Genomic DNA, 16,364 nt, shown 5'->3' with positions numbered 1-16,364 from the left:
AGGTTTTCTTCATTGATCAGAATTGTTTTTTCCAGATTCTGCAATTGATTCTTGTATTTCCTGAAGTTTCTTTTGTAATAGGGCTTTATCAGGTAAGCACAACTGATACTCTGCTACCATTGTAGGTGACAAACTACGACTCAAAGCGTATTCCACCACAGCGTCATCCTTGTCTTTGCAGAGCAGTACGCCTATGCTGGGATTCTCCTTGGGCTTTCTCACATCTCTATCAAGAGCCTCCAAATAGAAATTCAATTGACCTAAATGCTCTGGTTTGAATTTCTCCATCTTCAACTCAAAAGCAACGAGGCATTGCAATTCACGATGATAGAACAACAAATCTATTCTAAAATCACTATTTCCAACCTGTAATCGATATTCCTCATCAATGAAAAGGAAGTCTTTTCCAAATTCCAGGACAAAGTCCTTCATCTGTTTCACCAGTGCCGCTTTCAAATCGTTCTCGTATTTATACTCTTTTCCGCCAATAAACTCCAATACATATTGGTCTCGGAATATCTGTTCCGCATTGGGTGCAATTTCTCTCACCAGTGGTGAGAGTTTTAGAGTTCCAACTTTAGATCTTTCATAAAGTGCACTATCTATCTGTCGATTTAATTCTCGTTTTGTCCATCGTTCATGAACACATTGCTCCAAATAAAAACATCTCTCTTCGGTTGATTTGGTACGGCTTAAAATAGTAAGATTATTAGTCCAACTAATTTGTCTCACCAATGGTGAGAGTATTTCGTCTGCACCATTATAAGTCTCATAGAACTGCTTCATTCGCCAAAGGTTCTTATCAGAAAAGCCTTTAGCTTCTGGGCTGGTTCTTTCGATATATTCAGCCAATTGCTTGACTATGCCATCACCCCATTCTGAAGCAGCAATCTTATTGGAGATGTATTTACCAATCTTCCAATACAAATCTATCAGAGAAGCATTAGCCAATCTCACCACTTCATTACGAGTATGCTGAATCATGGCGACGATTTCAGCGAATTGGTCGTTTCTATTTTGCACTATTATATTATTCATCTTTATCTTTTGAATATAGTTGATTCATTACCTTTATTTTCTCCGCTATCCTATCCCTGAAACTGGCAGGAGCAATGACCTCCATGTCATCACCAAAGGAGAGTATCAGAGATTCCAGCTCTTTATTTACCTTGACATTGATAGATATGATGGCATAGCCCTCTGTCTCCTCGATGACGCGCTGAGAGAGGTGAAGGGGCTTGGTGCGAATATAGTTAAAACGCTTGCCTGTCACCTTGATGACAATATCTTCTGCGTCAACGTCAGGGACTGTCACTCCTATGACATCATCGAAGTACTCTGAGAAATCAACATCCGACTCCTTGTACGGTAAAGCTATCTCTTCAAAACCTTCAATCCTGTCAAGGGCATAATGAGCATAAGACTGATAGCCTATCGCTTGGGCAATAAGATACCAACGGTCATTGAATTGCTTCAGATGATAGGGATAGATATTAACTATCTGCGTTTCTTTTCCGTAAGGCGTGTATTTTAGTTTCAACACTCTTTTGGTGAGGATTGCCTGCAAAAGGTCTGAAAAATACGAGATACCTTTCAAGTCAGGATTTGACTGGAAGGTAACTACGGGCGATGTGTCTTCGTCAAACAATCCGCCTTCTATCTGCATCAGGAGCGTCCTTGCCCAATCGTATGTGGGTTCACCCTCAAAATGATCCAATACGCGAATTGCATCCTGAAGCTTGTGGCGCTCCTCATCGTTAATGCGGAAAAGGGGTATTGAATAGTTCGTATCAACATACCGATATAGGCGTTTCTTGCCAAGACGTAGCTTCTCGTTAAGTATTATGCCGTAATCAGCCTCCAGGATATTAATATCATTCTGGACAGTACGCTTAGATACATCTGGCTTATCAGCTCTGCGTAATGCCTCATTACACTCATCAACCAAATCATCAATGGTGTATTCCCTATATTTGTTTCTGAAGCACTTGTTCAGAACCTGATATCTCAACAAAACTTGTTTATCTACTGGCATACAGTGGTTCTTAGCTTATTGCCTACAAAGTTAGTAAAAAAAATGCAATCTGTTTCCTTTTTGAAGAAAAATTCACGCCTTGACTTATACTGATATAGGTAGACACATTTAGTATTAATAAAAAATGTGTATAACTATGAGTAAAGCAATTCGAGAGCATTACAAGCATTACAGTGAAGATTTTCGTCTGAGGATGCTGAGTGAGTATTACGATTCAGGCATGAGCATTTATGCCTTCGCCAAAAAGCATGAGATTGATCGTGGTACCTTTTTAAGATGGACAAAGACGCACGAATCTGAAAAAGTTTCATTACCTTTGCAGTCGGAATCAGGCGAAGATGATATGGCAAACCGCGGTAAAGACAGCTACAAGGACGAGAATGCGCAGTTAAAGAAGCGCATTAAGGAACTAGAGAAGGCATTGGAATTCTCCCGTCTTGAGACCTTGGCCCGTGATATGATGATTGACAAGGCTGAGGATTACTACGACATTTCAATAAGAAAAAAATCTGGGGCCAAGTAGCAATGGAACTGGTCTTCGAGTGCGGTCTTGCCGTCGCACTCGTAGTCCAGCTGTTTGGCCATTGTCGTCAGGCCTTCTACCAGTCGAAGGCTGACATTGAGACGGAGATCGAACATGAGCGAAAAGTCATCGATGCCGTCAAGGATATCCGTGGGGAGGATCCTGGTATTGGCGGTTACAAACTGTGGTTAATGCTTATCGAGATGTTTGGACGTGGCTTTGTTCCTGGGCGTGACCGTTTCTTCGTACTGCTACGCCGCAAGGGACTTATGCTTCCCAAACCAAAGCCCCGCCATACGACGAATTCCAACCATCGCTACCACAAGTACAATAACTTAACAAAGGACATAGTAGTCACCGCCGCCAACCAGCTCTGGGTGGCCGATATTACCTATATTGCCCTTGCTGGCGGCGACGTATGCTACCTCCATCTGATTACCGATGCCTACTCACACAAGATTGTAGGCTGGAAACTTGCTAAGTCACTGAAGGCTGCCATTTCGATAGAGGCTCTAAAAATGGCTGTAGAACAGGCAGTGTCCATGTCTGGCAGCGAGTCGCTCAAGGGGCTGATACATCACTCCGACCGAGGGGTACAGTACTGCTGCGATGCCTACGTGGCTGCGCTCAAGGCATACAACATCAGCATATCCATGTGTGAGGATTACAAACCTACAGATAACGCCATTGCCGAGCGTACCAACGGTATAATAAAGGTGGAATGCCTCTACAGGCAGAAGCAACTGCATACGTATGAGTACATGCAGAATCTTATACCGAACTTCATCCATTTCTACAACTACCATCGCCTGCACATGAGCATAGGCTACAAGACACCAGCGGTGGTGCATTTTGAGCAGGGTCTACAGGAAAGGAAGTGGAAAAACAAGATTTATTCCCAAAAACAGACAGAGAATGAAAATAATGTTGTATCTTTGCAGAGCCGAACAAACAGTATGGGCGAAGGCGTATGCCAGCGCATCTGACAAAAAACTGAATGCCCCATCGAGGGGCATCCGGTTTTGCCGAACGAACAGCCCAGGGCTCTGCGTGTCCAGCATGACCAAGGTGTCAACTAAAACAGCACAGCTTTTTCGCTTGTGTCTATCGATTCAGGACGACAACATCGAAAGTGTCTACAGAATCAGCTAATGAAGAGAAAAAGTGTCTAGTGAAATCAGGAAAAGTCACCTTATAGCTGAAATCATGAATTGACTCGAGTGATTTCATGATTTGACCTAGCTCAATCGATGAATTCACTCGAGTGAAGATTTTGGGGGTATTACGTGACAGGAAGGATTGATGTCAATCATGAATTGCCTAATAATGTCTCTTTCATAGTCTTCTATGTTGCTTTCCAAATAATTGAATTAGTAAGTCATTTTGTATAGCGTCGGATTAAAGAGACGTAACCTCGTCCAAAGCAAGCCGTAATCTCGCATGGCGTGAGATTACGGCTCGCTTCTTATGAGCCTTTACCCTTCAAAGAGCATAGAGTATGACGATACTTTATCAACACCCACCCCAAGAGCATAGAAATCTTCTGGGAGGCCTTTAAATACAGGGGAATGCGATGGGTGGAGTGTTGCTTTAACACTAACCCCAACACCTAACCCAACACTCCACCCGACACCCAACCCTAAGGATATCAGGGAAGATCAAATCTGACGGCACGTGTCAAATAAATTCCAGGTTCATTAATCTTGGCTATTTACTCCTTAACCAAGAAAAAATTGCGCTCTGCCTAAGAAAATATTTTTTCCTAGTGAGGACGCAATTACTACATTTAATGGTAGCAAAATTGCTTCCGTATAGTGTAAAGAAAATTTTGCGATATCAGAAAATACAAAAAGTCTCATGGGGGGGAGTGTAGGGGTTACTGTTGGGGTTAGTGTCAGGGGGAGTGTTGACACAACACTAACCCCTGCTGAATATATTGTATTTAAAGGCTTTTCAGGAGATTTCTATGTTCTTGGGGTGGGTGTTGCACACAAAAATAACTGTTGTCAAAAATAGTATCGAGAAAGGTTGTTTCTCTGCAAGCAACACGTCGTTTCTCGGACAGAGATACGACGTTATGGTCATTTGTGTAGCGTCGCAGACAAAAATATCCATGAATAATTCAAGTAAGACAAAAAAGTGAACAAAAAAACGGGCCGAAAATGGCCCGTTAACTAGATTAATCGTTTGAGTTAACTAAAATCATGAATCGAGTTAATTCAAATGATGATTTGAGTTAACTCAAATTTTTAGGGGTATTATAGGGGGATTTCCAAGACGGTAAAATATCTTGACCGTTCAGGATTAGAAGTCCAACTCGAACTTATAGCCCAGCGTCACTTCAAAGACGCGGTTATAATAGGCATTACCGATGTTCTCTACTTTCAGGAGGCCCCAGTTGTAACGGGCATCAAGCACTACGTTTTCATATTCGTAGGAGATGCCAACAGGGATGGCGAGGTCAAACTTATAGACCTTGGGCTCCTCGCCTGGTGTCAACATGCCCACGAGCTTATAGAATTCGTCAACATCGTAGGTGCCGTCGTCAGTCTTCATCTTAGCCTTCAGGCGGAAGCCGGGCTGCACACCAGCCTTCAAAGCAAGTCCAGGCAGCACATAGACATTGGCCATAATGGGGATATTGGCGTAGTCGAGGTCGGCCGTATATCTTAAGCCGTCTTTATCGTATTTACCACCTTGGTTAGACACCATCACACCTGCCGACAGGCTGAAGATATTCGTGATCATATACTCTGCCTCCATACCAAAACAGGCATCGCCAATGGTCTTCTGGGCATCCGACAGCGTACTGACGTTCAAGCCCACCTTTGGCTGTACGGTACATGTTCCTTCTCTGCGCTGAGCCACTGCCACAACAGACGTGAGCAGGGCAACAATAGTTAAAATCCAGGTTTTCATTCTCATTATTTATTAGGTTTGATGATGCAAAAGTACGAATTAGTCGGTAAAGTGCAAAACAAATACAGGAATAATTTGCGGTATTAAGGAAAAAAGCGTACTTTTGCACAGCTAAAAACAACTAAAACAAATGAAACAGAAACTGATACTCCTGTCTTTGTTCATGACCATCGTGTCGACAGTACTGGCGCAGAATGCCATCGTGACCACCCACTGGCCACTGAACAAGTCGATAAAAGACCTGGCAATGGGCTCTGCGGCCTACAATAGCGCCACGGCCTCAACCACGACCTGCGAGGGCACGGACGTGAAGCAGATGCTGGAGACGAGCGTCACCTTTGGTTCGAAACTGGCATTCCAGGCCACGATAACGCCTCAGAGCTACGCCACGAAAGAGGTGACGGGACTGCAACTGCTGCGCTTCAAGGTGCAGGGTGCCGCTGACGGCAGCAACGACTACGGCATGATACTTCAGATCAAGCCCAATACCACCGACCTGACCTACGTGCCTACGAAGGTGGGGGTGAGTGTGGCATCGTGGGTGAAGAACAGCAGCCCTGCCTTCGAGGTACTGCTGCTGAAACTGAATGCGGCAGGCGAGGTGACGCAGACATACGAGCTGGGTAAGGTAAACAGTCACAGCGACATAGACGCCAACTACGACAACGCATCGTTTGACGTGCCCGCAACAGCCACGGCCAGCAATGATGCCTGGCAGGTGGTGGTACGTATGGCGCAGGGCTATGCGAACGGTAAGAACCTGGCGATGGGCAACGTGACGCTGACGGGCACGGCCACGGTAGGTGGCAGCGTGCAACTGAGCACGTTTACGGCAACGGTAGTACCTGAGGGTGCCGGTACGGTGTCGCCTGCCCAGACATCCGTTGTCACAGGCGATAACGTCAGTTGTACGGCAACGCCCAACATCGGTTATGCCTTCGAGGGCTGGTACATTAATAATGTACAGGTAGGTACGGACAATCCCCACCTGTTTACCATCAGCAGCGATACTCAGGCAGAGGCCCGTTTCACGAAGTTGGAAGAGGCCACGCTGACCTATGGCACCGACATGCCAGCGATGGGCAGCGTGAGCATCAGCGACAAGGGCGATAACGGCAAGTATAACGCAGGAACGGTACTGACGCTCACGGCAAAGGCCAACAAAGGACACTACTTCGTACGTTGGGAGGACGGTAATGGTAATGTGCTGTCAACCAGCGCACAATACACCTTCACGCTGAATACGGATATGACCATCAAGGCCGTGTTTGCCATGGTGGACAACTACCGTGCAGACCTCATCGCCTTCCCTGGTGCCGAGGGCTACGGCAAATATACCACAGGCGGACGCATGACAGACAACAGAGGGGCCAAGGTGTATTACGTGACACGCACGGACGACTGTTCGGACGATGCGCTGGTGGAGGGCACGCTGCGCTGGGCCCTGCGTACAGGCGACGACACGCCACGCACCATCCTGTTCCGCACCTGCGGCACCATCTATCTGACATCGAAACTGTCCGTGAATCACCCCAACGTGACCATAGCCGGTCAGACGGCACCTGGCGGAGGTATCTGCATTGCCGGCTACCAGATGAAACTGACACAGCCCAACATCATCATCCGTCATATCCGCTTCCGTGCCGGCGACCTGGCAGCTACGAGCATGTCGCCACTCGACGTGGAGAACGTACATCATATCGTGCTGGACCACTGTTCTTTCTCATGGTCGATGGAGGAGAACCTGACGCTCTACGACACAGACTCCACCACGATGCAATGGTGTATCTCGGCCGAGGGCCTGTACTATTCCAAGAATGTGAAGGGCGAGCGCTCGTATGCCATGCAATGGGGTGGCGAGCACGGCACGATGCACCACTGTCTGGTGAGCAGCTGCATCAGTCGCTCACCACGTTTCAACGGTGTGAGAAATCAGGCAAAGCCCCTGGAGCACGACCTGTACGTGGATAATGAGTTTGCCAACAACGTGATATTCAACTGGGGAAACCACAACTCCATACATGGTGGCGAGAATGCCTCGGCCGACGAGTCGTCCTACGACCGCGTCTATATGATCAACAACTACTACCGTCCCGGTCCTGCCACCTATAGTGGGGCAGCCGCCAAGCGCTATTTCGTATCGGCATCGGGCGATAACATCAACCTGGTGGGCGAGTGGTATCTCTCGGGCAACAAGTTTGAACTGAGCAGCAGATGGGCGCCAAACGGCTCTATCTGGAGTGACACGGAACTGCAGAAGGTGAACAATGACAACTACTACGGATTCACGTCAGACTATGCCTCACGCGCCATGAATTTCTGGTCGGTATCTCCCTCACAGACACTGGCCGACAAAGCCCTGCTGCATGAACTGCCATATGCCCTCAGCGGCATGACCTACGAGACGGCCGACGAGGCTTACCGTCAGGTGACGCAGAAAGCAGGTGCCTCCCTACCCCGCTATGACGAGGTGGACGAACGCTTGTTGGCCGAGGCAGCCGGCACACGTCAGCCACAGTACCACGGCAGCACCTTTGAGAGCGAGAAGAAGCCAGGCACGATGATTACACCTGCCGCAGGCATCATCAACTCGCCTGCCGACATCACGCTGTCACGCTATGATGAGTTCTACGCCAAGGACGAGGCCACAGGACAGACCATCAAGACACAGATGTGGCCCTGGATGGGTATGGAGGAAGGCGAACAACTGATGCAGGATACAGACCTGGACGGCATGCCTGATGAGTACGAGAAGAGCGCAGGACTGAATCCCAATGACGCGTCGGATGGCTACAAGCTCACAGAGAGCGGCTACTCAAACCTGGAGATATTCCTCAACGGTGTGGCCGATGGCACGATAGACCTGAAGCCCTATAAGATGACGGGCATCCGTACGCCTCAGAAAGACAGCAACGAAGGGGCTATATACAATTTGCGGGGGCAACGACTGTTGCACCCGCATAAAGGTATAAACATCCTGAATGGAAGGAAATATCTGGCAGAGGACCGCTAAACGGCTCCTCTTTTTTTATTCTGGGTTATAACCGAAGTTATCGAGCTCACGCTGCGATGAGCGCCAGTCCTTGTCCACTTTGACAAAGACCTCCAGGAAGATGTGCTTGTCGAAGAACTTCTCAAGAGCCTTACGGGCTTCGGTGCAAACCTTCTTGAGTGCCACACCCTGATGACCGATGATGATACCCTTCTGGGAGTCGCGCTCTACGTAGATGACGGCATTGATATGAATCTGACGGTCGTCCTCCTTGAAGCGCTCCACGACAACCTCAACGGAATAAGGAATCTCCTTGTCGTAGAACAGCAGGATTTTCTCACGGATTATCTCACTCACAAAGAAGCGGGCAGGCTTGTCGGTCAACTGGTCCTTATCAAAGAAGGCAGGACTCTCGGGCAGTAGTTCCTCGATACGTTTCAGGATAAGGTCCGTGCCAAACTTATTCTTGGCAGAGATAGGCAGGATCTCGGCGTTAGGCAGCAACGAATGCCATTTGTCGACGATAGCCCCAAGCGTCTTCTGGTCGCTCTCATCAATCTTATTAATAAGCAGCAGTACAGGAATGGTCATCTTCTGCACCTTCTCAAGGAACTCCATATTCTTCTCGGGGTTCTCCACCACATCCGTGACATAAAGCAGCACGTCGGCATCGGCCAGCGCACTCTCACTGAATGCCAGCATCGACTCCTGCAACTTGTAGTTGGGTTTCAGCACACCCGGGGTATCACTGAACACAATCTGCATATCATCGGTATTCACAATACCCATGATACGATGACGCGTGGTCTGCGCCTTGAACGTAGCGATTGATATACGCTCGCCCACCAGTTGATTCATCAGTGTACTCTTACCCACGTTGGGGTTGCCTACGATATTTACAAATCCTGCCTTATGTTTCATGTGTTTTTTATTTGATGCTGCAAATTTCGGCATTTTTATCGAGACTGCCAAACTTTTGCAGCAAAAAAGAAAAGGAGTGAAAGAACTATTTCCTTCACTCCTTTAACTCCTTATTTAAAGATCAGCTGTGCAAACTGATAGAGGCTGCGACGCCAGGTGTGCCACTCGTGGGCTGTTCCGGGAGACTCGTAGCCAACGGCATTCATGCCGAGCTCATCATGAATCTTCTTAGCGGCCTCCTCGCAACCCATGTTCTCCTTGCCACCACCACTCATAAAGAGCAGCTTGACGTTCTTGGCAAAGCCTTCTGAGTTCTTCACCTGGTCTACACTCCATGCACCACTGCTGAAAGAACCTACATAGGCAAACTTCTCAGGATTGGCAAGGGTAATCTCACGTGCCTGCATACCACCCATGGAAAGACCGGCATAAGCACGGTGCTGAGGATCGGCAATCACACGGTAGTTTTTCTCGACCATGGGGATGATATCATTGAAGAGCACATTCTTGAAGCCCTCTGAGAAACCACCGAAACCACCGAAACCGCCACGACGGGGACCAGCCTGACCGGGAGCACCCTGACGACGTTGTCCCTGAGGAGCGGCACCACCCTGCGGACGCTGTGGACGAGGACCGCCAAAGCCACCCTGCTCACCAGGACGACGAGCGTTCAGGCCATTGTCCATCACGATGATGCAAGGCACAGCCTTACCCTCGGCAATCAGGTTGTCCAGAATCTGAGCGGTATGTCCCTGCTCGGCCCATCCGTACTCGTTCTCACCCATACCGTGCTGCAGATACAGCACAGGGAATTTCTTGGTGGGATTGGTGTAATACTCTGCGGGCAGATATACATGGCAACGGCGCATCTTCTCTGTATAGGTTGACCAATAGAACACCTCGCTCACAGAACCCTGTGGCACGTTCTTCACCTGCCAGAAATCCTGGTCGGCAGAAGGAACCTCGATACCACTGCCCCAACGGCTGGCGCCATAGTAATAGAGGCTGGCAGGATCGGGCACTGAGGCGCCGTCGATATTCAACTGATAATAGTGGAAGCCTTCGTCCTGAGGTTCTGATGTACCGGTCCACAGACCGTTCTCGTCCTTGGTCATCTCGTAGATCTTGCCTGCGATGTCGAGGCCCACGAACTTAGCATTGGGTGCCATGATCTGCGCACGAACCTGACGCTTGGAGTTAACAGCAGGAAACTGCTTGTTTTCCTGATTAGAGACAGCAGGTTTGAAATCTTCTACCTCTGCTTTTACGGAAGGTACTACGGGATTTCCACGCTGAGCACCAAACTGTGCTGATGCTGTCATTGCTGTAAAGGCTACAGCAGCCAATAAAAAGAATTGTTTCATAGGTTATATTTACTTTTGGTTGGGTTTTTATTCCGATTGTATTGACGTAGCAAAAAGGGAAAAGATAAAACGCGGCGGGCGTTGTTATGAAAGATTAACAATTAGCCTTAAACACAAAAAAAGCGAAGCACCACAGGATACTTCGCTTTTTTTATCTGATAAAAGTCATTTTACTTGCCATCGTATGCCCAACGCAGGTAGTTAGCTCCGTGAACGAAACCAGCACCAAACGCTGTCATAATGATGTTATCGCCCTTCTTCAGTCGAGGTTCATACTCCCAAAGTGCGAGGGGAATAGTAGCAGCTGAGGTGTTACCGTAATGCTCGATATTCACCATCACCTGCTCCATAGGCATCTCCAAGCGCCTTGCTACTGCCTCGATGATACGCATGTTAGCCTGGTGAGGAACAACCCAGTTGATATTATCCTTGTTCAGACCATTGCGCTCGGCAATAAGAGCACAGTCGTCGCTCATATTGGTCACTGCATAGCGGAACACGGTACGACCCTCCTGATATGTGTAGTGCATACGGTGGTCAACGGTGAAGTGACTTGCGGGACTCACTGAACCACCTGCCTTCATATGGAGGAAGGGCAAGCCCTGTCCATCGGTACGCAGATAGGAATCCATCAGTCCGACGTTCTCCTCTTCTGTGGCCTCAAGCATCACGGCAGCTGCACCATCACCAAAAAGTGGACAGGTGTTGCGATCCTTGTAGTCGGTAGCCGACGACATCTTGTCGGCACCAATCAGGATAATCTTCTTGTAGCGACCACTCTGAATCATTGAAGACGCTACATCGAGGGAATACAGGAAGCCACAGCAAGCTGCCCAGAAATCGAATGCCATAGCATTCTTCAGGCCCAGCTTACCAATAACAATACTTGCGGTAGAAGGGAAGTGATAGTCGGCTGTTGATGTTGCAACGATAACCGCATCGATAGAATCGGGATCAGCTCCCGTCTTCTGCATCAACTGCTTGGCAGCCTTGCGCGCCATATAGGAAGTGCCGAGACCCTCTTCTGTGAGGATTCGGCGCTCCTTGATTCCGACACGCGTCATAATCCATTCATCGTTGGTGTCGACCATGCGTGACAATTCCTCATTGGTAAGGACATAGTCAGGTACGTAGCCTCCAACGCCGGTGATGATCGCGTTAATCTTTCCCATTACTCAGCAACCTCTTCGTTCATCTTGATAGCAACCTTGCCGCGATAGTAACCGCAGGTGGGGCATACAGTGTGATACACATAGTAAGCGCCACAGTTGGGGCATACAGCCAGCGTAGGTGCTACTGCCTTATCGTGAGTACGACGCTTGGCAGTACGAGTGTTTGATTGTCTTCTTTTAGGATGTGCCATAATGTATTACTATTTTAAAATTTACAATTTATAATTTCATGTGCGGGAGCAAACTATTCACTCTTCACTTTTCTCTTTTAACTTCAAAAGTGCACTCCATCGGGGGTCTATCTCCTTTGCGTCCGCATCACTGCTTCGGGCAGCCGAATGCTCTTCAAGCACTCGCATCATAGCATCGTTACAATCGCCAGGTTGATGAACGTGCTGGATGGGTACCGCCAGTGCTATAGACTCGTAGATGAACCAAGCCGCCTTGAAAACACCCTCGTTCTCATCAACGGTGATGATATCATCTTCCTCGTTGTATTCGCTTCCGAGCTTCACCACCAGACGGAGGTCGGCCCCGATGGGCTGGTCCATCATATCCAGGCAGCGATCGCAGGGGATGCGAACTGTGCCGTCAGTATGCAGTTGAAGCTCATAAAAGCCGGTTGCCTTGCGTATAGACCCCGACACATGCAACGAGCCACCTTGCAACTGAGCACCTTCGAGCGACGCAAAGAATTGGTCGTCCAACTCCCACGAGAGAGGGGTTACCTCGTCCGTAAGTGCCTTTAAATCAATATCAAATCGCTCTAAGTAACACATATACACTTTTTTAGCGGGTGCAAAGTTACCACTTTTTTTTCGAATACGCTCATTTTTTCTTCATTTTCTTGTATTTTTTCATTAAAATTACGTATTTTTGCCGAGAATTCTGAACGACATTCTCCAAAAAAGAACGTAAAAATGCAGTGGACGGAAAAAACTAGGCGGATAAAAAACTGGCTGGTGGTGGTCGCTATCTTAATAGCGGTGGCCGCCCTTTTAGCCTCTAGATACCTGGTGCGCGACCTGCAGCGCGAGGAACAAGGAAAGATGGAGGTATGGGCCAAGGCGATGGAAGCCCTGAACCAGGAAGACGAGATGACCTACCTGATGCTGGTGACACAGGTGATGGAGAGCAACAACACGATTCCCGTCATTGTGCTCGACTCGAAAGACCAGGTGATGGACTACCGTAATATCGACGATACGACCAGCGTCAGGGAATATGCCATGAGGATGAAGCAGTCGGGCAATGTCATCAGGATAGAACTGGATGGCGACTACCAGCAGGTGTGCTACGACGAGTCTATCATGCTGAAACGCCTGACATATTACCCCTATTGGGCCCTGGCTATCGTGATGGTGTTTGCCCTCGTCGCGGTATTTGCCATCCTGGCGGCCAAGCGTGCCGAGCAGAACAAGGTATGGGTAGGCCTTTCCAAGGAGACAGCCCACCAGTTGGGCACCCCCATCTCCAGTCTGATGGCATGGGTGGAGGTACTCAAAGAGAGCTACCCCAACGACGCCTTGATACCCGAAATGGCTAAAGACGTGAAGCGACTGGAGCGCATAGCCGAGCGATTCTCAAAGATTGGTTCACTACCCGAGCCAGTAGAAACCTCAATGAACGAGGTACTCGACCGCGTGATAGAGTATATGGATAAGCGCACTTCGCAGAAGATTAGCATCAAGGGGCATTACCCCGATCATGCCGTCATGGTGAGAATCAACGCCTCCCTCTTTGAGTGGGTCATCGAGAACCTGTGCAAGAACGCTGTAGATGCGATGGAAGGTGGTGCGGGCAAGATTGACCTGTGGTTGCTTGAGGAGGATGATATCGTAGCCGTGGAGGTAGTTGACACGGGTAAAGGCATCAAGAAGAAAGACATCAAGAACGTGTTCCGTCCTGGTTTCACGACAAAGAAACGCGGATGGGGCTTAGGTCTCTCACTGGCCAAGCGTATTGTGGAGGAATATCACAAGGGACATATCTACGTCAAATCCTCTGAACAGGGCCGAGGTACCACCTTCCGTATCGAGTTGAAGAAGGCCTGACAATCATCTAATCTTCAACCCAGCCGAAACGGTCCCAGTAGAGTTTCTGATGCCAGGCATAGTTCTTATATGTATGATTCATACGGTAAGTACCATTTGAATAATACTGCGTGTTCAAAGGCACAAACATGCTGACACAGCCATAAGCATCATCATCCATGATAAACGAACCGAAGGCTTCCTTCTGACCACTCGGCATGGAATACCATTTTTTCGACATCCGGCGGTAGGGTACGGCCTTATTAAAGGCATCATCCCACTTGGATAGCACGTCTCCTGTGGTATAATAGCGCATCATGGCGCGCATGTCGTACATCAACGGCGTGTTCATATAAAGATAGAAGGCTATATGACTCTGCATCAACCCCAGAGACTGAGGATAGGAAGGCACGAACAGAGGCAGGATATCACGCGTGGCACTGAGGAGGGAGTCCAACTGTCGGGTATCTACCACTGAGAGCGGCAGACTATAGCCACTCAGATAAGCATCGCCGGCATAGTACTCTTTATAATAATCGTAGTAAGTATCGATGATACCTTTATAAAATGTTGTATCATTCTGGAAGAGACGCGGCACCATCTTATGATAGGGTGCTCCACTACCAGGTATCTCGGCAGGAGAACCAATAAGATAGTCCGTGGCGTGGCGCAACTCGTAGGCCACCTCTATACACTGCATATTACAGCAGTCGGCAAAGATATAATCAAGGTGAGGCAGTGCCTCCAAGGCACGAGCCATCTGGGAGATATTCATGTATTTCTCACCACCCAGGTTACCATCCGAGCCCCAGTCTTGCCCATAGGAGCGACGTGCTGGCGAGGCCTCTTCCACAACAGAATCTTTATCGACGAGCCAGCCACTGGCATGGCCCCAAAGAACAAGACCATAACTGTCTGCTTCTGCTGCATGAGTCATGGTCTGTAGTATCTCACGAAACTGGGCTGGATCACTGGAGTAGAACTCCTCCCCATATTGTTTCACCGTATAACTCTTACCGCCATGCAGTTCCACGATTCTGGGGAATCCCATCTGCTTATTATTCCCCAAGCTGTCTATGAACACGAGCAAGCGTTGCTTATCTGTCAACTGGCGTGACCCTTCTATCAGCTCCAGCAAATCACTTTTCAGATAGCCCAGCGACGACAGGTTGTTTTCGGCTGCCATATAGACCATCACCGTTCGCTCAGCCTTTCCCAAGGTCCAAGGCAACGGTTCGTCGTCATCGCCACAGCAGGAAGAAAAACCTGTCATAGTAACGATAGCCAGCATAACCGTCACAGCCTTACGTCCCAGGTGCAGTTCATCAATCTTCATCAGCAACATTCCGATAGCTATCCAGAGAATCTCACGTACACGACAGATAATGCTCACGAAGATACCCAGTGCGGCAGAGTCAACATCGCTACCCAGTTTGGTGGACATACCAATGAGGGCGATGGAGAGCATGAAACCGCCTTCCTGAACGCCCAACTGCATAGGCAGGAAACCAATCAGGTTGGCCAGCAACGTGGTGAACGACAGTATCAATACTGAATAAAGGAACGTGAAGAAAAGACCTTCGAAGCCACCTCCGCAATCGATGCCGAAGAGCAGGAGCATAAACAGGATCTCCAAACTCTGCACGATACGTGAGGCATACTCCATAAACAGACTATAGTAGAACGAACGCTTATCCTGCTTATGCAGGGCAGCAATCTGCTTGTCGATATTCTGCAGCGCCTCAGCATGGCGTTCCTGGAAACGGGTGCTCCAGCCTTTCAGACCGGGAATCTTGCCTATCCAGCGGATGAGTTTCACTACAAGTCCATGCTTATAGCCTTTTGAGAATACGTAGAAGGCCACCAGACAGAACACGATAGCTGCTCCCATCAGGCCACCAATGAAAGGCGTCATCGGCACATAGTCAATAACGGCCAATGCCAGATAAAGGAAGATGGACGTGAACCACAACCAGAAATGAGCGAAGAAATGCATCATCGCATAGAGGATAACCGACGAGGTGGCTCGCTGGTTACCGATATTCTTCGACAGTTCCATGATACGGTATGGCTCGCCACCCAGTCCGCCAACAGGCGTGGCATAGTTCAGGGCATAACCCGTAATCGTCAGGCGATAGATACGCCAAGGGCTCACCTTACCAACCTGTTCGTCATCCCCTATCCCTGGAACCGAACAGCTTTTGATGATGCTTTTCCAAGCCAGAGCATTGAGTCCGTAAACCAATAGCCAGATACCCAGAATAGGTATCAGCCAGTAACCGGCATGGGCCAGATGATGCCACAGTTCGTTGAAGCTTACATCAAACGTCAGTATCATGACCACTACGGCCACAACACCGACGATAAAAAAGAGGTTATTCAGTTGCTGCTTAGTCCACTTCATA

13 protein-coding genes are annotated in these 16,364 nt (G+C 48.5%); 4 read left to right on the top strand and 9 right to left on the bottom strand.

What is annotated here, in order from left to right; translation table 11 throughout:
• Positions 1-9 precede the first annotated feature (9 nt).
• A complete protein-coding gene (locus tag L6466_RS02825; protein ID WP_237802158.1) occupies positions 10-1,038 on the bottom strand; it encodes a PDDEXK nuclease domain-containing protein in 1,029 nt (342 codons plus the stop codon).
• Complete coding sequence (locus L6466_RS02820) at positions 1,031-2,035, bottom strand: helix-turn-helix transcriptional regulator (RefSeq protein ID WP_237802159.1); 1,005 nt, start codon at positions 2,033-2,035, stop codon at positions 1,031-1,033. The genes L6466_RS02825 and L6466_RS02820 overlap by 8 nt, the downstream gene beginning before the upstream one ends.
• A gap of 136 nt (positions 2,036-2,171) precedes the next feature.
• Between L6466_RS02820 and L6466_RS02815 the strand changes: the two genes are divergently transcribed.
• Both L6466_RS02815 and L6466_RS02810 read left to right on the top strand, forming a co-directional pair.
• A complete protein-coding gene (locus tag L6466_RS02815) occupies positions 2,172-2,558 on the top strand; it encodes a transposase (RefSeq protein WP_237802161.1) in 387 nt (128 codons plus the stop codon).
• Positions 2,559-2,560: 2 nt separating this feature from the next.
• Positions 2,561-3,544: an IS3 family transposase gene (locus tag L6466_RS02810; RefSeq protein ID WP_237802163.1), complete on the top strand. Its 984-nt coding sequence runs from the start codon at positions 2,561-2,563 to the stop codon at positions 3,542-3,544.
• Positions 3,545-4,862: 1,318 nt separating this feature from the next.
• Here the strand turns inward: L6466_RS02810 and L6466_RS02805 are convergent.
• Positions 4,863-5,477, bottom strand: coding sequence for a porin family protein (locus L6466_RS02805; protein ID WP_237802165.1), 615 nt, complete (start codon positions 5,475-5,477; stop codon positions 4,863-4,865).
• A 130-nt stretch (positions 5,478-5,607) separates the two neighbouring features.
• Between L6466_RS02805 and L6466_RS02800 the strand changes: the two genes are divergently transcribed.
• Positions 5,608-8,490, top strand: coding sequence for an InlB B-repeat-containing protein (locus L6466_RS02800; RefSeq protein ID WP_237802167.1), 2,883 nt, complete (start codon positions 5,608-5,610; stop codon positions 8,488-8,490).
• A 15-nt stretch (positions 8,491-8,505) separates the two neighbouring features.
• On the opposite strand, the gene era is transcribed toward L6466_RS02800, so the two are convergent.
• The 5 genes from era to L6466_RS02775 form a co-directional block, all read right to left on the bottom strand.
• Positions 8,506-9,390 (bottom strand): GTPase Era, encoded by an 885-nt coding sequence (gene era / locus L6466_RS02795; protein WP_091855004.1) that lies wholly within the window; start codon positions 9,388-9,390, stop codon positions 8,506-8,508.
• A 110-nt stretch (positions 9,391-9,500) separates the two neighbouring features.
• Positions 9,501-10,754 (bottom strand): alpha/beta hydrolase-fold protein, encoded by a 1,254-nt coding sequence (locus L6466_RS02790; RefSeq protein ID WP_237802169.1) that lies wholly within the window; start codon positions 10,752-10,754, stop codon positions 9,501-9,503.
• A 170-nt stretch (positions 10,755-10,924) separates the two neighbouring features.
• Positions 10,925-11,926, bottom strand: a complete 1,002-nt coding sequence (locus L6466_RS02785) for a beta-ketoacyl-ACP synthase III (protein ID WP_091818413.1) — start codon at positions 11,924-11,926, stop codon at positions 10,925-10,927.
• Positions 11,926-12,117 (bottom strand): 50S ribosomal protein L32, encoded by a 192-nt coding sequence (rpmF, locus tag L6466_RS02780; RefSeq protein WP_091818411.1) that lies wholly within the window; start codon positions 12,115-12,117, stop codon positions 11,926-11,928. Before rpmF ends, L6466_RS02785 begins: the two co-directional genes overlap by 1 nt.
• A 57-nt stretch (positions 12,118-12,174) precedes the next feature.
• Positions 12,175-12,705: a YceD family protein gene (locus L6466_RS02775; protein ID WP_091818409.1), complete on the bottom strand. Its 531-nt coding sequence runs from the start codon at positions 12,703-12,705 to the stop codon at positions 12,175-12,177.
• Positions 12,706-12,846: 141 nt separating this feature from the next.
• Here L6466_RS02775 and L6466_RS02770 point away from each other — a divergent pair, with 141 nt between their 5' ends.
• Positions 12,847-13,980, top strand: a complete 1,134-nt coding sequence (locus L6466_RS02770) for a sensor histidine kinase (RefSeq protein WP_091818406.1) — start codon at positions 12,847-12,849, stop codon at positions 13,978-13,980.
• Positions 13,981-13,987: 7 nt separating this feature from the next.
• Here L6466_RS02770 and L6466_RS02765 read toward each other — a convergent pair whose 3' ends face one another.
• Entirely contained in the window at positions 13,988-16,363 is a 2,376-nt protein-coding gene (locus L6466_RS02765) for a clostripain-related cysteine peptidase (protein ID WP_237802171.1), read from the bottom strand.
• Position 16,364 lies beyond the last annotated feature (1 nt).

The sequence above is a fragment of the Prevotella communis genome, assembly GCF_022024175.1.
Taxonomy (GTDB): Bacteria; Bacteroidota; Bacteroidia; order Bacteroidales; family Bacteroidaceae; genus Prevotella; species Prevotella communis.
Note: the sequence above shows the minus strand (reverse complement) of the source record. Positions and strands in the feature narration are given on the sequence as shown.